The following is a 21603-nucleotide window of genomic DNA, read 5'->3' on the forward strand; positions in this document are numbered from 1 at the left end:
CGGCGGGCACGGCCGCCGCGGCTGTTCCGCCCGCCGCGCCCGCCGTGTTCCTCTGGGTTCCTCTGAGTTCCCTCGGTGCCGGGACCTACCAGGCGAAGGCTTCCGGGGACGGCCCAGGACCGGGGAAGATCTCGTCGAGCGCCGCCAGGAACTCCTCCGACAGCTCCAGCTCCAGCGCGCGCAGCGCCGAGTCGAGCTGGTCCTGCGTGCGCGGGCCGACGATCGGACCGGTCACACCCGGACGGGTGAGGAGCCAGGCGAGACCGACGTCACCGGGCTGGAGGCCGTGCTTGTCGCACAGGTCCTCGTACGCCTGGACCTGGTCGCGCAGCTTGCCGTCCTGGAGCGCCTTCGCGGTGTGCCCGCTGGTGGAACGCGCGCCGCCGCCCTCGCGCTGCTTGCGCAGCGCGCCGCCGAGCAGACCGCCGTTCAGCGGCGACCAGGGGATCACGCCGAGGCCGTAGTGCCGCGCCGCCGGGATGACCTCCATCTCCGCCCGCCGCTCCGCCAGGTTGTACAGGCACTGCTCGGTGATCAGACCGAGCGAACCGCGCCGCGCCGCCGCCTCATTGGCCTGCGCGATGTGCCAGCCCGCGAAGTTGCTCGACCCGGCGTAGAGGATCTTGCCCTGCTGGATCAGGACGTCGATCGCCTGCCAGATCTCCTCCCACGGAGTGTCCCGGTCGACGTGGTGGAACTGGTACACGTCGATGTAGTCGGTGTTCAGCCGCTTGAGGCTGGCCTCGACGGCGCGCCGGATGTTGAGCGCGCTGAGCTTGTCGTGGTTCGGCCAGGGCTCGTCGGCGGTGCCCATGTAGCCGTTCACCTTGGTGGCCAGCACCGTCTTGTCGCGGCGGTCGCCGCCCTTGGCGAACCAGGTGCCGATGATCTTCTCGGTGCGGCCCTTGTTCTCGCCCCAGCCGTAGACGTTGGCGGTGTCGAAGTAGTTGACGCCCGCCGCGAGGGCCGCGTCCATGATCGAGTGGCTGTCCGCCTCATCCGTCTCCGGGCCGAAGTTCATCGTGCCGAGAACCAGACGGCTGACCTTGAGGCCGGTACGTCCGAGCTGTGTGTACTCCATGGCGTTCAGCCAAGCTCTTGGAGTGCGCTCGAATCAAGGGGCAATCCGGGGGGCACCCGCGGCGTCGTCCGCTGTTCGGCCCACGGTCCTGGCGCCGTTCGGCCCACGGTCCTGGCGCCGTTCGGCTCAGTACTCGTTGTAGGGCGCCCCGATGTCCCACGCCTGGTACATCGCGTCCGCGAAAGCCGCCGCCAATTTGTGCTCGCCCGCCGCGTTGGGATGGGTGCCGTCGTAGGTGTGGAGCAGGATGTCGTACCCCTCGGGGCGGGAGGCCAGCAGCAGCGGCGAGGCGGGCGAGTCGTGCTCGGCGACCGCCTTCGCCATGCGGGTGTTCAGCTCCGCGCACTGGTCCGCGAAGCCCGGATCCAGATCGGCCCTGGTGTTGGGGATGACCGGCAGCAGCACCATCCGCAGTTCGGGGCCCGCCGCGCGGGCCGCCGCGATGAACCGCTCCACATTGCGCGCGGTCTGCTCGGCGTCGGTGTAGAAGCCGAGGTCGATCAGGCCGAGCGATATCAGCAGCACGTCCGGACGGTGCTCCCGTACGACGTCGCCGATCATCGGCACCATGTGGTGCCAGCCCTCGCCCCAGCCCGCCAGATGCCGCCTGGCCCGGTCCGGGAACAACGGGTCGGCGTAGTCGGAGGAGACGGCCGCGCCGGCCGCCGTGTCGTACAGCGTGGTGCGCGGCCCCACCACCGTGAACGGCTCGCCCAGCTCGTTCAGGTGCTGCCACATGCGGTAGCGCCACGTGTAGTCGCCCGCGGCGCCCACGGTCATGGAGTCGCCGACGAATAGGTAACGCATGCCGGGCATCATCCCCGACCGCCCGCCGACCAGGGACACTGGGGTGCATGCGTGCGTATCTCCTGACGGCCGCCGCGTGCGCCGCCGTGGCCCTGGCCTGCGGCACCGCCGTACCCGCCGTCGCCGACAGCGGCCCCTCGGTCGCCTTCTCCCTCAGCGACCCGCGGATCACCGAGTCCAGCGGCCTGGCCGCCAGCCGCCTCCACCCCGGCGTGTACTGGACGCACAACGACAGCGACGACGGCCCGTACGTCTACGCCGTCGACGCGGCCACCGGCAAGACCGTGGCCAGGGTCACCATGCGCGGCATCCACGCGCGGGACGTGGAGGCGATCGGCCTGGGCCCCGACGGCGACCTCTACGTGGGCGACATCGGCGACAACCTGGGCGGCACCTGGCCCGAGGTCTGGATCTACCGCTTCCCCGAGCCGAAGCAGCTCGGCGACCGCACCGTCGACGTCACCCGCTACACCGTCCGTTACGACGCGGGACCCCGCAACGCCGAGGCCCTGATGGTGCATCCGAAGACAGGCCGGGTGTACATCGCCAGCAAGAATCAGGACGGCGGCGCCCTTTACGCCGGTCCGGCCGAGCTCAGCGCGGGCGGCGTCAACACCTTCCACCGCATAGCCGACGTCCCCTGGGTGACCGACGGCGCCTTCTCGCCCGACGGCACCCGCCTGGTGCTGCGCGGGTACCTCGGGGCGACCGGCTACCGCTGGGCCGACGGCGCCCCGCACAAGATCGGCAGCCTCGACGTCCCCATGCAACGGCAGGGCGAGTCCGTCACCTTCACCACCGACGGCCGGAATCTGATGTTCGGCAGCGAGGGCAAGAACAGCGACGTGTGGCGTGCGCCGCTCAGCGGCGACGAACTGCCCGACAGCGTGGCCGCCTCGGCGAGCGCGTCGGCGGACGACCACAAGGGCGCCCAGACCTCTTCCGGGGCCTCTCCGGTGGCCTCACCGGGCACGGCCAAGGACACCGGCACCACGAGCACCGGCAGCAGGGTCGTGGGCATCGGGGTGCTCGCCGTGATCGGCGCCGTCGGCGTGGGCGCCCGCAAGCTGCTGCGCCGCAACCGGGAACGTCACCGCGACTGACGCCGACTGGCCGCGGCGGTACGGGCGTACGGGCGTACGGGCGTACGGGCGGCACGGGCGGGCAGACGATACGACGATGCGACGGTACGCCGCGACCCCGGCCGTCCTGCCTGGCCGGGGTCGCGGTTCCGTCGTACGGGGCGTGCGTTCGTACGTGGAGCAGCGGTCAGAGCTGCCCGATGACGTAGTCGATGCAGGCGGTCAGCGCCTCGACGTCGGCCGGGTCGACGGCCGTGAACATCGCGACCCGGAGCTGGTTGCGGCCCAGCTTGCGGTACGGCTCGGTGTCCACGATCCCGTTGGCCCGCAGCACCTTCGCGACGGCCGCCGCGTCGACGCCGTCCTCGAAGTCGATGGTGCCGATGACCTGCGAGCGCTGCGCGGGGTCCGCCACGAACGGCGTCGCGAAGGAGGACTTCTCCGCCCAGCCGTACAGTCGCGACGCGGAGTCGGCGGTGCGCTTGACCGCCCACTCCAGACCGCCCTGGCCGTTGATCCACTCGAGCTGCTCCTTGAGCAGGAAGAGCGTCGACAGCGCCGGGGTGTTGTACGTCTGGTTCTTCACCGAGTTGTCGATCGCCGTCGGCAGGTCGAAGAACGCCGGGATGTGCCGCCCGGACGCGGCGACCGAGGCCGCCCGCTCCAGCGCGGCGGGGGAGAAGGCGGCGACCCACAGGCCGCCGTCGGCCGCGAAGTTCTTCTGCGGCGCGAAGTAGTAGACGTCCGTCTCGGTGATGTCGACGGGCAGACCGCCCGCGCCCGAGGTGGCGTCCACCAGGACCAGGGCCCCGTCGTCCGCGCCCGCGACCCGGCGCAGCGGCGCCGCGACACCCGTGGACGTCTCATTGTGCGTGAAGGCGTATACGTCGACGCCCGCCTCGGCGACCGGCTCCGGGTGCGTACCCGGCTCCGACTTCACGATCGTCGGCTCCTGGAGCCACGGCGCGAGCTGCGCCGCCTTCGCGAACTTCGACGAGAACTCGCCGAAGGACAGGTGCTGCGACTTGCTGTCGATCAGCCCGTGCGTGGCGATGTCCCAGAACGCGGTCGAGCCGCCGTTCCCGAGCACCACCTCGTAGCCGTCGGGCAGCGAGAAGAGCTCCTTGACTCCCTGGCGGACCTGGCCCACCAGGTTCTTCACCGGCGCCTGCCGGTGGGAGGTACCGAGCAGGGACGTCCCGGTCGCGGCCAGCGCTTCGAGCGCTTCCGTCCGCACCTTGGAGGGGCCCGCCCCGAATCGTCCGTCGGCGGGCTTGATGTCAGCGGGAATCTCGATATCGGCCACGGTCGCAGCGTAGTCCGTCACGGGCGTGTTTCCGGGAGCGTTCCATCGGGTGAGACGGTGTCACACAGGGTGTGCGCCCCGGCCGGACGGACACCTGGCCCTGCGTCGCGCACCGGCGCGCGAAACGGCGAAGGGGCGCGCGAGGACCGGCCGACGGCCCTCCCGCGCCCTGCGCCGACATGCGCCGCGGTTCAGTGCGCGATACTCGCGAAACCCTCGATGTCCCGCGGTCCGCGGACACCGGGCCCGACGTAGCGCGCCGAGGGCCTGACAAGGCGGCCGGTACGTTTCTGCTCCAGGATGTGCGCGGACCAGCCGGCCGTACGGGCGCAGGTGAACATCGAGGTGAACATGTGCGCCGGGACCTCCGCGAAGTCCAGCATGATCGCCGCCCAGAACTCGACGTTCGTGGCGAGCACCCGGTCGGGGCGGCGGGCGTGCAGCTCGGCGAGCGCCGCCTTCTCCAGCGCCTCGGCGACCTCGTAGCGCGGCGCGCCCAGCTCGCGCGCCGTACGCCGCAGCACGCGCGCCCGCGGGTCCTCCGCGCGGTAGACGCGGTGGCCGAAGCCCATCAGGCGCTCACCCTTGTCGAGGGCGGCCTTCACGTACGCCTCCGCGTCCCCGGTCCGCTCGATCTCCTCGATCATGCCGAGGACGCGGGACGGCGCGCCGCCGTGCAGTGGGCCCGACATGGCGCCGACCGCGCCGGACAGCGCGGCGGCGACGTCCGCGCCGGTCGAGGCGATGACCCGTGCGGTGAAGGTGGAGGCGTTCATGCCGTGCTCGGCCGCCGACGTCCAGTACGCGTCCACCGCCGCGACGTGCTTGGGGTCGGGCTCGCCGCGCCAGCGGATCATGAACCGCTCGGCGATGGACTGCGCCTTGTCGATCTCCTTCTGCGGCACCATGGGCAGCCCCTGGCCGCGCGCGGACTGGGCGACGTACGACAGTGCCATCACCGCGGCGCGCGCGAGGTCGTCGCGCGCCTCCGCCTCGTCGATGTCCAGCAGCGGCCTGAGACCCCACACCGGGGCGAGCATGGCGAGCGCGGACTGCACGTCCACCCGGATGTCGCCGGAGTGCACCGGGATGGGGAAGGGCTCGGCGGGCGGCAGACCGGGGTTGAACTTCCCGTCGACCAGCAGGCCCCACACGTTCCCGAAGGACACATGGCCGACCAGGTCCTCGATGTCGACACCGCGATAACGCAGCGAACCGCCTTCCTTGTCGGGCTCGGCGATCTCCGTTTCGAACGCGATGACTCCCTCGAGTCCGGGTACGAAGTCGGACATGAGGCGGCTCCTCTTGATGATCACGACAGTGCGGTGGTGCGGCAGTGCCTGATGAATGAGATGACGACGGTGCCCGGGGGTGTGCGGGCGGGGGTGCGCCGGACGGGCCGACCCCACGGTCATGCCCCGCCCGAGGGGCTGTCACCCTGCTCCATCCGGATCAGCCTGGACCGTCCACGATCCGCCGGACAGGACCTGGCCCCGGCCGGTCATTCTCCTTGCTGCCGGACGCGCCGGACAGCGTGAGTTCCGGCACATTCGCGGACGTCGGCGCCGGGACCCGCCGTCCTGCAAGATGTGCCCGTGCGACAACCACACGAAGAGCGCCAGGTGAAGCCCCTCCCGGCCGCGGACCCGGCGGGGATGCGCGAGCAGTACCGGGCCGCGGGACTGACCGAGCCGGAGCTCGCGGCCGACCCCTACGAGCAGTTCGCCCGCTGGTTCGCCGACGCCGTACGGGCACGGGACGACGGCGCGCTCGCCGAACCCAACGCCATGGTGGTGTCCACGGCCGACGCCGACGGCGTACCCAGCTCCCGTACGGTCCTGCTCAAGGGCTACGACCAGCGCGGATTCGTTTTCTTCAGCAATTACGCGTCGCGCAAGGGCCGTGAGCTGGCCGCCAACCCGCACCTGGCGCTGCTCTTCCCCTGGCATCCGATCGCCCGCCAGGTGATCGTCGGGGGCTCGGCGACGCGCGTGCCGCAGGACGAGACGGCGGCGTATTTCCGCAGCCGCCCGTACGGTTCGCGGATCGGCGCCTGGGCGAGCGAGCAGTCGGCCGTGGTGGCCTCACGCGAGGTGCTGGAGGCGCGTTACGCGGAGCTGTGCGCGCGCTGGCCGGAAGGGACGGACGTGCCCGTACCGCCGTTCTGGGGCGGCTTCAGGGTCGAGCCGCGCACCGTCGAATTCTGGCAGGGCCGGGAGAACCGGCTGCACGATCGGCTGCGCTATACGCGCGGTGCGGACGGCGGATGGGGAATCGAGCGCCTGGCGCCGTAGAACGCCGGTGCTGGAGCGGTGGGTCCCGGAAGGCCGGTCCTTGAGGGCCGGTCCTGGAGCGCTGGTCCTGGAGCGCTGGTTCCGGAACGCGAACGACCCGCGGGCTGCTCCCCGGAGCCAGGAGGCTCCGGGCACCGGCCGGACAAGTCCGACGAGCCCGCGGGTCGGGTGAACTGCGTGGGATTGGCGCGCTTCGCGCACGCCCAGTGCGCGGAGCTAGCCCGCAGCCACCTCACGTGTCCGAGTGCACTTCATGCGTCAGACCACCTCCCTTCGTGTGTCCCGCAACAGTAAGAAGCCGGCCGGAACCGCACAACCTATTTATGGAAATCTCGTGTGACGCAGCCCACACCAGAGTTCAATGTTGCGACGTGCAGCCTTTCGACGCGCAATCAAAGCCGCTCGATGACGGCGGCAGTGGCGACAACGGTGGTGGCGAAGTCCACGGGAGCCAGGGGGGTGGCGACGGCATTGCCCCGGACGGGGCCCATGACGGGCACGAGGGCGACGAGCACTTGCTCGCCGCGCTCCTCGACGGCATGGAAGCGGGCCTGTGCGCCTTCGACCGCCATGGCGTGATCACCCACTGGAACTCCGAAGCCGTCCGCATCCTGGGCTGGACCGCGCAGGACGCGATCGGGCGGCACGGATTCGCCGGCTGGGCGGCGCGTACGGCCGACGCCCGCGAGACCGAGGAACGCCTGCTCGGCGCCATGGACGGCCCCGGCCGCCAGGTGCACGAATTCGCGCTCGTCACCAAGGACGGCCGCCGGGTGCTCGTCCGTACCCAGTCGGCAGCCGTGCAGGGCGCCGACGGGCAGCCGAGCGGCGTCTATTGCGCCTTCTCCGAGGTACACGCGCAGATCGATCTGGAACGCTCGATCGCTCTCAGCGAAGTGCTCTTCACCGACGCCTCATGGGGTGTGGTACTGATCGACGCCGATCTGCGCCCCGCCGTGGTCAACGCGCACGCCGCCCGCCTGCTGCGCACCGGCCGCGACTCGCTGCTCGGCAGGCCGCTGGGCGACCTGCTGGCCCAGGGCGTCGAGGAGCTGGAGAACGTGCTCCAGCACGTGCTCTCCGAGGGCGCGCCGCCCGCCACCACCGACCTGTGGGTGACCGTGCGCGGCGACGAGACCGGCGGGCGCTACTGCTGGCGCAGCGGATTCGTCCGGCTCGGTTCGCCGCTGGGCGAGGAACCCGTACCGCTGGGCGTGGGCTGGCTCTTCCTGGACATCACCCGGCAGAAGGCGCTGGAGAAGGACGGGGCCCAGGTGCGTTTCCGCTACCAGCAGCTCCACCGCGCCGACCGCGCCGCCGCCGAGTGCGAGAGCGCCCTTGAGGCCGCGACCTTGCAGCTCGACTTCGCGCTGGCCGGATTCGCCGACCACGCCCTGGTCGACATCACCGACGACGCGGGCCGCCTGATCCGGATCGCGGCGACCCCGGCGGGCGAGCCCGGCCCTGCCGACGCCACCGAGGACAACTCCATCCCGGTCGGCTACGGCGTCGCCCACCCCGTCCTCCAGGCGCTGGAACGGATCGGTACCGTACGCGCCAGCTTCGGCGCGCTGACGGCGGACGAACCGGCGACCGGTGAACGGATCGACGAGTGGGCGGCGGCCAGGCGCTGGCCCTCCGGGACCGTGCACGGGCTGGCCACGGTGCTGCGCAGCAGAGGCCGTACGGTCGGCGCGCTCACCTTCCTGCGCGGCTCGGGGCGCAGGCTCTTCGACCGGGCGGACGCGGCGTACGCGGAGGACGTCGCGGCGCGGGTCGCCATGGCGCTGGACCTTGCGGGACTGACGGGGGACCGCTGAGCGCCGACGCCCCTCGCGGGGCGTCGGCGCTCAGTGGACGAACGCCGGTGCGGGCGGCCCTGTCGCCGGTCAGTGCCGGAACGTCGGTGCGGCCGGCCCGTCGCCGGTCAGTGCCGGAAGAAGATCCGCTCCCGGTACTCCTCGAAGATCCGGCCGTTCCAGTCGTGGCCGCCGTCGACGTTGCCCGAGCGCAGCATGGGCGGGGTGACGCCGCGGGCGGCGAGCCCGGTGGCGGCGGTCGCGACGACGGCCTGCATCAGGGCGCTGATGACGACCGTGGAGGCGGGGGCGAAGGGCGCGGGGATGGCGTCGTCGGTCAGCTCCGCGTCGCCGACCGCGATCTTGGAGTCGAGGACGATGTCGCAGTGGTCCTTGAGGAAGGTGCCCGAGGCGTGCCGGGAACGCGTCTCCTTGGCGTACGCGACCGAGGTGACGCCGATCACGGTGAGGCCGAGGGCGCGGGCGTTCTGCGCCATCTCGACCGGCAGCGCGTTGCGCCCGGACAGGGAGATCACGAACAGGACGTCGCCCGGCCGTACGGGGCTGGTGTCCAGAACGGCGCCCGCGAGGCCGTCGACCCGCTCCAGGGCGCTGCCCAAGGTGGCGGGCATCACGTCCACGCCGACGACGCCGGGAACAGCCAGTAGATTGATGAGGGCGAGGCCGCCCGCCCGGTAGACCACGTCCTGGGCGGGCAGCGAGGAGTGGCCGGCACCGAAGACGAAGACCCGCCCGTCCGCGGCGATGGCGTCGGCGACGGCGTCCGCGGCGGCCTGGATCCCGGCGGCCTCCTCGTCCCTGATCCGGTGCAGAAGGGTGATCGCGGCGTCGAAGTATCGGTCGGCCAGGGACTCGCGAGGCTCACTCATGCGGATCACCGTGCGGCCCCCGCGAGCCGGTGTCAAGAAAGGCCGACGACCGGATCGGGGACCGTTGTCGGCGCTATGGGTCAGAATTGGTTGAGGGCCACGCACGAACAAACGAGGGGCGCGCATGTCCGGATTGATCGACACGACGGAGATGTATCTCCGCACCATCCTGGAGTTGGAGGAGGAGGGTGTGGTCCCCATGCGCGCCCGAATCGCCGAGCGGCTCGACCAGAGCGGCCCGACGGTCTCCCAGACGGTGGCGCGGATGGAGCGCGACGGGCTGCTGCACGTCGCCAACGACCGGCATCTGGAGCTGACCGACGAGGGGCGCCGCACCGCCACCCGCGTGATGCGCAAGCACCGCATCGCCGAGTGCCTGCTGGTCGATGTGATCGGCCTGGAGTGGGAGCAGGTGCACGCGGAGGCGTGCCGCTGGGAGCACGTGATGAGCGAGGCGGTGGAGCGGCGCGTGCTCGAACTGCTGCGCCACCCGACCGAGTCGCCGTACGGGAACCCGATTCCCGGGCTCGAGGAACTGGGCGAGAAGGGCGAGGCCGATCCGTTCCTGGAGGACGGCATGGTCAGTCTCAACGAGTTGCAGCCGGGCGCCGCCGGGGCGAGCGTCGTGGTGCGCAGGATCGGTGAGCCGATCCAGACCGACGCGCAGGTGATGTACACGCTGCGGCGGGCCGGTGTGCAGCCGGGCGCCGTGGTCAGCGTCACGTCGTCGGCGGGCGGAGTGCTTGTCGGCAGCGGCGGAGAGGCGGCCGAACTGGACGCCGAGATCGCCTCGCACGTCTTCGTGGCCAAGCGGTAGGCCCACGGCTTCGTGCCTACCTGAAGGTGAGGGCCCCGACGCCGTCGAACGGCGTCGGGGCCCCTCCTCCCCTTGTCCCTCCCCTTGGGACCCCCTCGAAGGACCCGGGACCCCGAGCCTCCCGAGTGCCTCCCGCGGCCCGCTTCCCCTGCGCGCCGCGCCCCGCAGAAGTCCTCCCCTCGGCCTGAGCCGCCAATCCTTGAGCGTTGTCACTCGAAAGAGCGGTGTTGGGCGCGTGACGAGCTTGTTCGAATAAAAGTTCGATAGCGTGGGGGTCCTGGACGAGCCGGCCGCGAGCGTGCGGCCGGACGGACGAGATCGACGGAAGGGGGTGGGGCACATGGCCGGCCACGCGACGCGGCAGACTGCTCGGCACACGACGCGGCATACGACCCGGCGCACCGAGGTGATCGGGGCGGACGGGGTCCGGCTCGCCGCCTGGGACTTCGCGGCCGAGGTGGATTCCGGCGCCGGTTCCGCTTCCCGTTCCGGTGGTGACTCCCCTTCCCGTTCCGGAGCCGGTCCCGGTCCAGGGCCCGAATCCAGTGCCCGGCGTCCCGGCGTGCTCCTCCTGCACGGCCTGCTCGGCCGCGCCTCGCACTGGGCGCCGACCGCCCGCCGTCTCTCCTCGCGCTACCGGGCCGTCGCCCTCGACCAGCGCGGCCACGGACGCAGCGCGAAGCCGGAGGGCCCGTACACCCCGGAGGCGTACGTGGCGGACGCCGTCGCCGCCGTCGAACAGCTCGACCTCGGCCCGGTCACCCTGGTCGGCCACTCCATGGGGGCGCTCACCGCCTGGCAGGTCGCCGCGAGCCGTCCCGACCTCGTGGCCGCGGTGGTCATCTGCGACATGCGCGCGGCGGCGCTCGGCGAGGCCGGGCAGCGCGAGTGGGAGGACTGGACGCGGTCCTGGCCGCTGCCCTTCGACACGCTCGCCGACGCGCGCCGGTGGTTCGGCGTGGAGGACCCGTGGGCCGATCCGCCGAATCCGGCCAGGGGTGACTTCTTCGCCGAGGTCATGGAGGAGCGGGGCGACGGCTGGCGCCCGCTCTACGCGCCCCGCCATCTGCTGCGCTCCCGCGACCCCTGGATACGTGACGCCCACTGGGACGAGCTGGCGCGGGTCGGCTGCCCCGCCCTCGTCGTCCGCGGTCTCGACGGCGAGCTGGGCCGCGCGGAGGCCCAGGAGATGGTCCGGGTGCTGCCCCGGGGCAGTTACGCGGAGATCCCGGACGCCGGTCACCTCGTCCCGTGGGACCAGCCCGACGCGTGGTGCGAGGCGGTCGAGGGCTTCCTGCGGGGCGCGCTGGCGGAGCCGCAGACGGCGGAGAGCCGCTGAGACCGGGCGTACGGGGGGCGTCCGTCCGGCGGCGGTCGGGGTGCCTGTCGGGAGGCGGTGGTGGCCGCCGTGCCGCCCGGCCGCCCTGCCGGTGGGGCCAGGCGTCGGTGTCCGGTCAGGCGGAGGCGCGGGAGCCGTAGTCGGGGGAGGCCAGCCGACGGGGGTAGTAGCCGGGGTTCGGGCCCTCGGCGGGGCTGGCGGCGCCGGTCAGCCGGTAGCGCTCACCGACGGCGGTGGCGCGCACGATCGTGAGGACGAGCAGGAGGAAGGCGCCGCCGACGAAGCCGGAGAGGACCGGCGAGCCGTCGGTGCGGTCGCCGAACGCGGGGGCGGCGATGCCGGAGGGGTCCTGCGTCACGGTGACGTGCTTGCCGACCGACGCCCGGTCGCAGCGGATCTCCCGGTCCACCATGGCGCCGCTGTCCAGCCGGACCCGGCACGACTCCCAGGACGTACGCAGCGTGGTGCGGTTCGTGTACTCGGTGATCACACCGGTGGACACCTCACCGCGCGCCGCGAACAGCGCGCTGGAGACGGCGTAACCACCGACGAACATGCAGAAGAGCAGAAGGAGGAAACCGCACATGACCTGACCGATGGAGCCGTGCAGCCAGTACAGCGTCAGCACCATGGTGACCGAGGCGGTCACCACGATCAGGGCGACGCCCGCCACGGCGAAGGAGCCCGCGTAGGTGGCGTGCGACCAGCCGATCGCGACCGCGACGGTCGCGAGCACGGTGAACAGCAGGGTGACGGCGCAGCGTGCCCAGGCGGCGCCGCGGGTCGGGGAGCCGATCCGGCCCGCTTCCCACACGCGGGCGAATCCGGTGGGGGGTCCGGTGGGGAGTCCGACCGCTTCCGGGTCGTGGGGCGTGCCGGGAAGCGGCGCCGTCATCGGTCGGCCTGCGGCGAGGTCGTGCCGGTGCCGGTGCCGGTGCCGGTGCCCGTGCTTGCGCCGGGGCCGGTCGGCGTCACGGTCTGGCCGTTCCCGCTGCCGTTCCCGCTTCCGGGTCCGTCCTCGGCCGCGGATGCCGTTGCGGTGCCGTCGCCGACGGTGCCGTCGTCGTCCGCGAAGCTGACGCTGCGCAGGATGGCCATCGTCAGCTCGCTGAACTCGCCCCAGTAGTTGACGGCCGCGGTGTCCAGGGTGAAGACCGCGGTGTAGGGGCCAGTGGGGAAGGGCACGTACACCTGCACCTGGCCCATCTGGAGCTTGACCTCTTCGCCGCTGGCGGTGAGTTCGGCGCCGATGACGTATTCGCGCAGGGTCACGCAGGAGACGGCGGGGCCGCAGGGCAGGTCGAGCCAGCGGGCGTCGTTGGTCTCCTCGCGGACCAGGATCTCCCGGATGCCGAGCGCGGCGACCTCGGGGGAGGGGTGATCGGAGGCGATCGCGGCGACCGTGAAGGAGCAGTGGGCTATGCCCTCGTCGATGGAGAACAGGCCCATCGCGGAGTACGCGAGTCCCCGGTCGCCCATCGCCTCGCCGAGCGCCGCGTAGTACGGGGCGGCGGGCGTCCACAGGTCGTCGTTGCCCTCCGGGTACATCTCCCGTACGAACTCCTCGGCGAGCGCGGCGCGCTCCTCGGGGGTGGCCGCGATCGGCAGTCCGTGGAAAGACTCGGGGACGACGAAGGACATCGGGGGGACGTCCGACATCTCGACTGCCTGGAGTTCGGGGCCGGTGTCGTCCGCCGCGGCTGTCGGGCCCGCCGCGGCGGGGGTTTCCGGGGTGATGGCGTCCGGAGGGGGAGTCGTCATGGTGGTCTCGCCTAGAGGTTCTGGACGGCAGAGGTCGTCAAGGGGAGTCGGGGCGTCGGGCGTCGGGTGTCGGGGCGTTGGACGGCTGGGCGTTGGACGGCTGGGCTTCGGACGGTGGGGCTTCGGACGGCGGCCGAGGACCGGCGGGGTCAGAGGTCACCGGGCTGCGGGCGGGCCGGTTCGCCGGACTCGCCCATGATGACGGAGTGGGTCTCGAACAGCCCCTTGCCGACCTTCGCCGGGACCTGGGACTCGACGAGGACGGCACCGCTGGCCAGCCGGAAGGCGCGCGGCGGCTGCGCCGTGGCGGGCAGTTCGCCGACGAAACGGGCCAGCCGCTCGCGCTGTCCCGCGGTCAGTTCGGACTCGGGCAGCGGCTTGCGCCGCTCGGCCAGCACCCCGGCGAATTTGTCGGCCGCTCCGGTGGACAGCCGCACCCACGACCCGTCGGTGAAGGTGACGCGCACATCGTGCCCGCCCTCGCTGAACGCCAACTGCTCGGCACCGCCCACCGACTCGCGGGGCGTCTCCCACAGGACGGTGGCGGACGCCGTGAGGTCGGGCCCGACGCCCAGCAGCAGGAAGCGGCGCTCGGTGACGACCGCGTCCACGCGGGTGCGCTCCGCGCTGCGCGCGGGGTCCAACTGCCACGGCAGGGTGCGGGCGACGGTCCCCGGCGCGGCCCACATCACCGGGAAGTCCTCGGACTCGTTCGCCGGGTCCTGCGGCGCCGACCGCGACGCCCCGCCGACCTGCACGGAGTTGCCGCCGGTCACCGCCTCGACGGCGACATGCAGCGCGGTCACGATGCCGCCGAGAAGGCCGCCGCCCACCCGGTCGACCTTCTGCGTCGTCTTGGAGTGCAGGGTGTACTCCGGCCCGGCGGGCCAGCCCGGCAGCTCCGCCTGGATGTCGCGCCGCTCGGTGTCCCGGAACCACCGCGAGCCCGCCACCGGATGCGCGTAGCCGGTGGCGAAACGGATCGGCGTACGTACCAGCGTGGATTCGTCCTGATCCGGGAACCAGTCCATCGTCGTGCGCCTTTCGGTCGGCTCTGAGCGGAGTCGCTGTGCGGAGTCACTGTGCGGGGTCGCTGTCGACGTCGCCGTGGAGTCCTCGTGCGGCGGCTGTGCGGATACGACCGTACGCGGCCGCCGGTCGCGCCGGTCGTCAGTTGGCGGTGGCCGCCCGGTCGAAGCGGTCGCCGAGGTGGACGGCCTCGCCGATGTGCTGCGGGATCGAGTAGAGCTTCGGCGCGAGCTTGAGCCCCACGTCGATGGAGCGGCCCACGTTGCCCATCGCGTCGATCGCCACCCGGCCGCCGGTGACCATCTTGATGCCCTTCGTACCGATCAACTGGCCACCGTGGTAAAGCTGCTCGGAAACCGTCTGCATACGATTGATGATCTTGCCGTCGGAGATGACCTGCCCGGCGGTCTTGAGGCCGCCGAACTCCAGGGTGACGTTCTTGAACAGCTTTATCTGCTTGCCACCGGCGATGAAATCGCCCGCTTTGCCGACGAAGTTCCGGCTGATGGTGGTGACCCCGCGGAATCCCTCGCCGAGTTCGGCGGCGCGGGTGGCGGCGATGGCTCCGTCGGCGACCTTGGCGCCCTTGGCGAAGGCGCCGATTCCGGGTATCGCGCCCAGCGCGTCGAAGCCGATGCTGATCCAGCTCACGTCGGCGCCCGCGGCCATGGCGATCAGGTGGGTGATCAGCGCGGCGGCGCTGGTGACGACGGCCGCGGCGGCGAAGATCGCGCCCAGCGGCTCGAAGGGCGCGGTGATGATGGCCAGTACGCCGAGGAGGCCGCTGAGGTCGCTGAGCAGGTCGCCGATGAGTTTGATCATGTCGGCGTGGTCCTTGACCCACTGGATCGTGTCGTTCCAGGCGTCCTCGATGCCGTGCACCATGCGGCTGAACAGGCCCGGCTTGTCCGGGGCGATGTCACCGGCCTTGTCCAGGTCGTGGCTGATCGCGTTGGCGGCGCTGGTGAAACGGTTGTGCAGCTCTTCCGCGCGGTGGCGCACGCCGTCCAGCGCGTTGTTCGCGTCGGTGACGGCCTGCTGCTTCTTCTTCGCGTCGGCGGCGGCAGCCGGGTCCGGGTCGGGGGACGCCTGAGGCTGCGGGTGCGGAACGCTGTTGTCCGTGGGGATGCCCGCGGCGGTCTTCGCGTGGTCGAGCGTGCCCTGCTTGGTGGCGGCCTCCCGCTCCAGCGTGTCGGCCTCCGCCTGGAAGCCGTGGAGTTGCTCGGCCCAGCGGCCCAGCGCGCTGGAGGCTCGGCCGAAGGAGTCGTGCGCCTTCTTGATCAACGGGGTGACATCGCTGTCGATGTGAGAAATGAAGGCCTTGGCGGCCTCGCCCTTCCAATAACCGCAGTCGAGCCGGCCCAGTTCGGAGACCGTGGTGCTCAACTCGGTGTGCACATCACCGATCTGCCGGGCCAGTGAGCGGGTGAGCTCGACGTCCCCGGGCGTGGGGTCGAAGCCCAGATGCGGAAAGCTGCGCGTCACGCCCGTCACTTCCCGGCGGTCTTGAGGGAGTTGGCGAGTTGCAGGTCGGCGTCGTCGAAGGTCTTGCCGATCTGGTCGATCATGTGGACCGCGGTGTCGGCGTGCTGGCCGATCTGCTTGATGCCGTAGTGCCAGTCGTCGGCGAAGTCGTGGACGTCGTCTATCAGCTTGGGCGCGCCGACCGACTCGCCGTTGGCATTGCCCATCGCCCGGCTCACCGTGTCCATTCGGTCCGCAATGGTGGAGAACGTCTTTCGCAAGTCCCCCATCACCGTCCCGTTGATCTGCAAGTCCCCCATGGAAAATCAACCCTTTCTCGGCATTACGTAAGATTCCGCGGGCCGCGTGCGGATCTCAGGGCCCCTACTCTATTAGGCGTATGCGGGCCGTCGATGGCCCACTGGTCACGGTCCTGTGGCAGTCGCGTGTGTGCGCCGATCTACCCACGCCCGCTTCGGGGACCTGCTGGTAGCTTGCCGACGCCGGGTCCAGACAGCGACATGGGGGAGTTCAGGTGCTTCGTCGTACGTCCACGGGAGCGGGAATCGCCGCAATGGCGGTCGTCACCGCACTCGCTGTGAGCGGGTGCGGAAGTGGCGGCGGGAACGAGGCGAAGAAGGCGCCGCCCGCGAGCGCGCCCGCGACCGGCACTCCGGGCACGGCGGCGAGCATGTCCGCCGAGCCGGGCGCGTCGGGCAGTCCGACCGCCTCCTCCGGCGTCGGCGGCGACTCGACGCAGGGCGTCGAGGGCGTCTGGCTGGCGACGCAGGGCTCGACGAAGGTCCAACTCGTCCTCGGCAAGGGCAAGGCCGGGCTGACCAGCGGCCACCTGTGCGGCGGCACCTACACCGACCGCGACGGCCTAGGCCTGACGCTGACCTGCATGGACGGCGACAAGGAACGCACCTCCGGCCGCGGCGAACTGACCGGTGACGGCAAGACCCTCACCGTGCGCTGGACCGGTGGCCCGACCGACACCTTCTCCCGCACGGGACTGCCGAGCAGCTGACCGGCGGCCCGTCAGGCCGCCGGTCCCCACGGCGGTCGCTCAGGTGGTCAGCGGCACCGTCACCGTCAGCGGCTCACCGTCGCCGAGGTGGAGCAGAGCCCGGCCCGGCGTGACCTGCCCGCCGACGCTGCTGCGGCTCAGCCGTGTACCGATCAGTTCACCGCTCATGGTCTGCTGCGGCGAGAGCAGCACACCGCGGCGCGCCTTCTTGGCGTCGACCTGCCAGCCGGAGAAGCCCGAGCAGATGTCCTCCTCGCCGCCCGCGATGACCACGGCCCGGCCGTGGTCGGAACCGCGGGCGATGATCTCCTTCAGCACATCCTTGGCGTCGCAGTCGCGCAGCAGCTCCGCGTCGTCGGCCATGACGACCACCGGGCCGCCCTCGGCCTCCTCCAGCGCCTTGCCCAGGTCGTCGGCGGGTATGTCGCTGTCGGTGTACATCCGCAACACCCCTTCGCCGCCCGCCAGTTCACGCAGCGGTGACGTGCGGGGAGCCGCGACGACCAGCTTCACGCCCTGCTGCTGGTAGCTGCGCGCGAGGGTGAGCAGCAGCGTCGAGCGGCCCGACTTGCCGGGGCCGCCGATGACGAACGCGGGCAGGCCGTCGGACAGGTTGGGCCCGTAGCCGGTGAGTTCGTCGCCGCCGACGCCGACGAGCGCCCACAGCGGATTGCGCGCCGCGTCGGTGTCGCGCATCTCCCACGCGTCGGCGAACGACAGCCGCGAGGGCAGCACGTCCACCCGGAACGGCCGCCGCGCCCTGGGCAGCGCCGCGTCCCGCTCGGTGGCGGCGGCGCCGATCGCGGCGAGCGCCGCGGCCTGGCCCTGACCGGTGGAGTCGTCGGTGAGCAGCGCGACCTGCGTCTCGATACCGGACTCCGCCCGGTACGCGCGGCCCGGCTGGATCTCGTCAGGCACCTTGCGCGGATTGACCGAGATCAGCGAGAAGTCCGAGCGGTCCGCGAGCCGGAAGGCGATCTTGTCCTCGGTGAGCGTGGAGATCCGGCCCGCCATCAGCGTGCGGTCACCGGTGATGATCAGGTGGATGCCGACCGAGGCGCCTTCCCGCAGGAACATGAACAGCTCGTCGCTGAGCGCCCCGTGGTCCAGCTCGCCGAGCGAGGGCGTCCAGCCCTCCCAGCGGTCGAGCAGGATCACGATGTGCGGCAGCCGCTCCTCCTCGGTGGTCACCGCCGCGCGCTGCTCGCCGATGTCCGCGAACCCGTCACCGGCCAGCAGCTCCTGACGGCGCGTCATCTCCGCCTTGAGCCGCCCGATCAGCCGGATCGCCCGCTCCGACTGCGCCCGGCCCACGACCGCGCCGCAGTGCGGAAGCTTCGTCAGCGCGTTCAGCGCGCCGTTGCCGCAGTCGATGCCGTACAGGTGCAGATCCGCGGTGGAGTGCGTACGGGCCAGCGAGCCCGCGATCGTCCGCAGGAGCTGGGAGCGGCCGGAGCGTGGGGCGCCCGCCGCCAACAGGTGGCCGAAGGTGTGGAAGTCGATGGCCACCGGGCGCCGGGCCTGGAGCGCGGGCAGGTCCTCGATGCCGTACGCGGCGGGCGGCAACGCCCCCGCGGCGACCGGCGTCGGCAACTCGTCCAGCAGCAGACTGTCGGGCAGCGCGGGCAGCCACGGGCTGTGCTGCGGCGGGATCGCCATCCGCTCGTTGGCCTCGCAGATCGCCTCGACGAGCACCTTCAGGTCGGTGATCTCGTCCTCCTCGCCCTTGGCGCCCGCGGGGCGGCGGGGGGCCGAACGGCCGAGCTGCGACCAGTCGACGATGCCCACCCAGGGCGCCACCGTCACGTTCTCGACCGCGCCCGGCCGCCGTCCGCCGACCCGGCCGGACTGGAAGGGGACCAGCGAGGTCGCGCCGAGCCGCACATAGGCGCGGCCCGGAGTGGACTTGGAGATGTTGCCCGCGTCCGGGGCGTCGATGACGTCGGAGGACTCGCTGCCGTCGGTGACGCGCAGCGCTATCCGCAGGTTGGTGTTGGCCCGGATCTCCGGCGAGACGACACCGCTCGGCCGTTGCGTGGCGAGGATGAGGTGGATGCCCAGCGAACGGCCTCGCTGGGCGATGTTGACCAGACCGGTGACGAAGTCGGGCAGCTCACGGACCATCGAGGCGAACTCGTCGATCACGATCAGCAGCCGCGGCATCGGCTTCAGCTCGGGCTGGCGCCGCATCAGGTCGGTGTAGTCCTCGATGTCCTTGGCCCCGGCCTCGGCCAGGATGTGCTCGCGCCGCTTCAGCTCCGCGCCCAGCGACTCCAGCGCGCGCTCCACCAGGTGGGCGTCGAGGTCGGTCACCATGCCGACGGTGTGCGGGAGTTGCACACAGTCCTTGAACGCCGAGCCGCCCTTGTAGTCGATGAGCACGAACGTCATCGCCTCGGGGGTGTTCGCCACCGCCAGCGAGGCCACGATGGTCTGCAACAGCTCCGACTTACCCGAACCGGTCGTACCCGCGATCAGGCCGTGCGGCCCGTCCTTGCGGATGTCGATCGCGAACGGACCGTCGTAGGACTCGCCGACGACCGCCTGGGTGGAGATCGGGCTCAGCCGCCAGCGCGAGGCGATGGCGTCGGCCGTCGGCGGCTCGATCTCCAGGACGTCCAACAGGCGGCTGGCGGACGGGATCGCGGAGTCCTCGGCGTCACCGCTGATGTCCCGGATGGGCGACAGGCAGCGGGCCAGCCGGGAGCACCAGGCGGGCGAGACGAGGTCGGGCCGCACCTTGCGGATGCGCGCCACCCCCGCCTGCTCGACGCGCAACCGGAAGGCGCCGGAGGCCGGTTGCGCCGCCACCGCCTGGGCCTGCTGCGCGCCCGCGTACCAGGCGTTCACCGAGGGGAAGCCGCCCTGCCGGGGCGCGGCCGACGCGGCGGTCTCCGGAACGGAAGCGACGGTCGCGTCCACGGCGGGCGCCTCGAACTCCGCAATCACCACGGCCTGGCACTCGCCGGGCAGGAAGCGCTCCTCGGAGTCCAGACAGATGGCGAACATCCCGACACCGGGGCCTTCGCGCAGCAGTTGCACCACGCCGGGCAGCGACCGCATCCGCCGCGACCCGTCGAGGATCACCACGATGTCCGGGTCCTTGAAGAAGGCCGCGTGATTGGCCGCGCTGCCCGCCTTCTGCTTCGCCTTCTGCCGTCCGTCCAGAATGGAGGTCAGCTCGGCGACCCGCGCTGCGACCGTCTCGGCGTCCGTGCCCAGCAGCGCGCTGGCGTCCTGCCCGTCGGTCGGCCGCGAGTGCGGCAGCCACCGCACCCAGTCCCAACTCTGCTGCCCCGACTGCTCGGTGAGCACATAGAACTGCACATCCATCGGGCTGCTCAGCGCCGCCATCTGCGCCACCGCCCAACGGCCCATCGCGCGCGCGTCGTCGCCGGGCGCCGCGAAACCGATCACGCCGAGCCTGCGCAACTCCACTGCGACCGGGGCGTCGTCGATCTCCCAGGTCACCTTGCGGCGGTGCTCCTCCTGCTCCGGGTCGTCCAGGATCACCTCGGACGGCAGCTTCGCCGTGCCGACCCTGATCAGCAGGTGGTCGGCGTCGCCGCGCCGCCGCTCCCACAGCCGGGTGCGCGGTCCCGTCGCGGTGTTGAGCACGGTCGCCGGGTCGGGCGAGGCCGCGGCCCGGTCCTTGCGTTCGAGGTCGAGCGCCTTGTTGGCGTCCTGCTCGATGCGTTCCTTGCGCTCGCGGAACTCGGTGACCGTCTTCGCGTACGACTTACGGCCGTTCTTCTTGTCCATGAAGTGGTTGCCGACCATGACCATCGGGCTGACGACCGCCATGAACAGGTACATCATGCGGTGCATCATGAAGGCCATCATCACGGCCATGAGCAGCGGCATGACCGCCATCAGCCACGGCAGCGGCCGGCCGGCCGGCTCCTTCGGCGGGGTCGGCAGCCGGAAGACGGTGGTCCGCTCGGGCGGTGACAGCCGCGGCGGACGGTTGTAGTCGTAGGTCGCCCCGTCCTCGCCGGGATGCAGCGCCGCGTTCGGCGGGATATAGGGGCCAAGCTCCAGAAGGCTGTTGCCGAGGGAGAGCTGGTCGCCGAGCGGCCATTCCTTCGTGTCGCCGCCGACCGTGACCTGGCAGGTGCCGCCCATGCCGACGGTCAGCACCGCGGCGCGCTCCGCCAACTCCGAGTCGTCGATGCGGATTCGGGACGAGGCACCGCGCCCGATCTCCACCTTGCCGATGCCCAGACGGTGGACCGCGCCAGCGTCCGGGCCGCCCGCGACCCGCAGTTCGACCACACCGGCGGGCTCGCCCGGCAGGCAGCCCGCCGGGTCGTAGAGGCTGACCACCGCGCCATCGCGCAGCGGTGACTGGGCCACCGACCAACTCGGGTCGACCGCGTACCCGTCCACGTACACCGCGGGCGAGCCGGGCGCGCGCGAGGGGCCGCCGGAGATCGAGATGATCTCCGCGCCGCCTCCGCCGACTTTCCGTCCGAGCTCGCGCGCGACATCCGCCACGGTCGACGCGGACTCGGTCTCCACCACAACATCGGCGCGGTCCCCGCCGAGCGGGTCGACCACGGTCAACGACAGACGCACGACGTTCCTCGTTCCCCCGGATTCGACTTGGTTTCTCAGGACGATATCCGCTGGAGGCCGGTCGTGGGGCCGCAGGTGCCCGGCCTGTGGATAACCTGCACGGGTTTATCCACAGGCTGGGAACAGGGCTGGACACGGCCCCCGTCGCGGGTGGGACAGTGGTCCTCAGGCCGGAGGGAAGAGGGGTGGACGGGGCGGGTGGGGTAGCGTGCGGCCCGAGCGTGGGCATGTCACGGAAGCCGTTCCGTTCTGTTGCAAGGCTGTGAGTCGCTTGTCACGGGATGCGCCTTGAGGGTGTTTGTAAGGCGCTGATAGCGTGCGGTGAC

General features: G+C 71.6%; 17 protein-coding genes. 6 read left to right on the forward strand and 11 right to left on the reverse strand.

What is annotated here, in order from left to right:
* Positions 1-85 precede the first annotated feature (85 nt).
* Both ACFZBB_RS12655 and ACFZBB_RS12660 read right to left on the reverse strand, forming a co-directional pair.
* Complete coding sequence (locus tag ACFZBB_RS12655; RefSeq protein ID WP_391043100.1) at positions 86-1081, reverse strand: aldo/keto reductase; 996 nt, start codon at positions 1079-1081, stop codon at positions 86-88.
* A gap of 126 nt (positions 1082-1207) precedes the next feature.
* Positions 1208-1888, reverse strand: a complete 681-nt coding sequence (locus ACFZBB_RS12660) for a GDSL-type esterase/lipase family protein (protein WP_391120588.1) — start codon at positions 1886-1888, stop codon at positions 1208-1210.
* 47 nt (positions 1889-1935) lie between these two features.
* Between ACFZBB_RS12660 and ACFZBB_RS12665 the strand changes: the two genes are divergently transcribed.
* Positions 1936-2991, forward strand: a complete 1056-nt coding sequence (locus ACFZBB_RS12665) for a hypothetical protein (protein WP_391120591.1) — start codon at positions 1936-1938, stop codon at positions 2989-2991.
* Positions 2992-3157: 166 nt separating this feature from the next.
* Here ACFZBB_RS12665 and serC read toward each other — a convergent pair whose 3' ends face one another.
* Both serC and ACFZBB_RS12675 read right to left on the reverse strand, forming a co-directional pair.
* Complete coding sequence (gene serC / locus ACFZBB_RS12670) at positions 3158-4276, reverse strand: phosphoserine transaminase (protein WP_391043108.1); 1119 nt, start codon at positions 4274-4276, stop codon at positions 3158-3160.
* Between the two features lie 191 nt (positions 4277-4467).
* Positions 4468-5568 carry a citrate synthase gene (locus ACFZBB_RS12675; RefSeq protein ID WP_391120594.1) on the reverse strand — a complete coding sequence of 367 codons (1101 nt, stop codon included), beginning with the start codon at positions 5566-5568 and terminating at the stop codon, positions 4468-4470.
* Positions 5569-5931: 363 nt separating this feature from the next.
* Here ACFZBB_RS12675 and pdxH point away from each other — a divergent pair, with 363 nt between their 5' ends.
* Both pdxH and ACFZBB_RS12685 read left to right on the forward strand, forming a co-directional pair.
* Positions 5932-6570 carry a pyridoxamine 5'-phosphate oxidase gene (gene pdxH / locus ACFZBB_RS12680; protein WP_391121101.1) on the forward strand — a complete coding sequence of 213 codons (639 nt, stop codon included), beginning with the start codon at positions 5932-5934 and terminating at the stop codon, positions 6568-6570.
* Between the two features lie 323 nt (positions 6571-6893).
* Entirely contained in the window at positions 6894-8390 is a 1497-nt protein-coding gene (locus ACFZBB_RS12685; RefSeq protein ID WP_391120597.1) for a PAS domain-containing protein, read from the forward strand.
* Positions 8391-8497: 107 nt separating this feature from the next.
* Here the strand turns inward: ACFZBB_RS12685 and ACFZBB_RS12690 are convergent, their stop codons facing one another.
* Positions 8498-9259: an SIS domain-containing protein gene (locus tag ACFZBB_RS12690; protein ID WP_355337455.1), complete on the reverse strand. Its 762-nt coding sequence runs from the start codon at positions 9257-9259 to the stop codon at positions 8498-8500.
* A 124-nt stretch (positions 9260-9383) separates the two neighbouring features.
* On the opposite strand from ACFZBB_RS12690, the gene ACFZBB_RS12695 reads away from it, so the two are divergent.
* Together ACFZBB_RS12695 and ACFZBB_RS12700 are read left to right on the forward strand one after the other, a co-directional pair.
* On the forward strand, positions 9384-10076 hold the full coding sequence (locus ACFZBB_RS12695; protein WP_188279958.1) for a metal-dependent transcriptional regulator: 693 nt from the start codon (positions 9384-9386) through the stop codon (positions 10074-10076).
* Positions 10077-10416: 340 nt separating this feature from the next.
* On the forward strand, positions 10417-11415 hold the full coding sequence (locus ACFZBB_RS12700; protein ID WP_391120600.1) for an alpha/beta fold hydrolase: 999 nt from the start codon (positions 10417-10419) through the stop codon (positions 11413-11415).
* A 115-nt stretch (positions 11416-11530) separates the two neighbouring features.
* Here ACFZBB_RS12700 and ACFZBB_RS12705 read toward each other — a convergent pair whose 3' ends face one another.
* The 5 genes from ACFZBB_RS12705 to ACFZBB_RS12725 form a co-directional block, all read right to left on the reverse strand.
* Positions 11531-12310 carry a hypothetical protein gene (locus ACFZBB_RS12705; RefSeq protein ID WP_391120603.1) on the reverse strand — a complete coding sequence of 260 codons (780 nt, stop codon included), beginning with the start codon at positions 12308-12310 and terminating at the stop codon, positions 11531-11533.
* Positions 12307-13176 carry a hypothetical protein gene (locus ACFZBB_RS12710; RefSeq protein ID WP_391120606.1) on the reverse strand — a complete coding sequence of 290 codons (870 nt, stop codon included), beginning with the start codon at positions 13174-13176 and terminating at the stop codon, positions 12307-12309. The genes ACFZBB_RS12705 and ACFZBB_RS12710 overlap by 4 nt, the downstream gene beginning before the upstream one ends.
* Before the next feature lie 149 nt (positions 13177-13325).
* Positions 13326-14207, reverse strand: a complete 882-nt coding sequence (locus tag ACFZBB_RS12715; RefSeq protein WP_391120609.1) for a hypothetical protein — start codon at positions 14205-14207, stop codon at positions 13326-13328.
* Positions 14208-14346: 139 nt separating this feature from the next.
* Positions 14347-15690: a putative T7SS-secreted protein gene (locus ACFZBB_RS12720; protein WP_391120612.1), complete on the reverse strand. Its 1344-nt coding sequence runs from the start codon at positions 15688-15690 to the stop codon at positions 14347-14349.
* Between the two features lie 5 nt (positions 15691-15695).
* Positions 15696-15989, reverse strand: coding sequence for a hypothetical protein (locus ACFZBB_RS12725; RefSeq protein ID WP_391120614.1), 294 nt, complete (start codon positions 15987-15989; stop codon positions 15696-15698).
* A gap of 254 nt (positions 15990-16243) precedes the next feature.
* Here ACFZBB_RS12725 and ACFZBB_RS12730 point away from each other — a divergent pair, with 254 nt between their 5' ends.
* Complete coding sequence (locus ACFZBB_RS12730) at positions 16244-16699, forward strand: hypothetical protein (RefSeq protein ID WP_391120617.1); 456 nt, start codon at positions 16244-16246, stop codon at positions 16697-16699.
* A gap of 39 nt (positions 16700-16738) precedes the next feature.
* Here ACFZBB_RS12730 and ACFZBB_RS12735 read toward each other — a convergent pair whose 3' ends face one another.
* Positions 16739-21277, reverse strand: a complete 4539-nt coding sequence (locus tag ACFZBB_RS12735) for an FtsK/SpoIIIE domain-containing protein (protein WP_391120620.1) — start codon at positions 21275-21277, stop codon at positions 16739-16741.
* Positions 21278-21603 lie beyond the last annotated feature (326 nt).

The sequence above is a fragment of the Streptomyces sp. NPDC008139 genome (genome assembly GCF_042957025.1).
GTDB lineage: Bacteria > Actinomycetota > Actinomycetes > Streptomycetales > Streptomycetaceae > Actinacidiphila.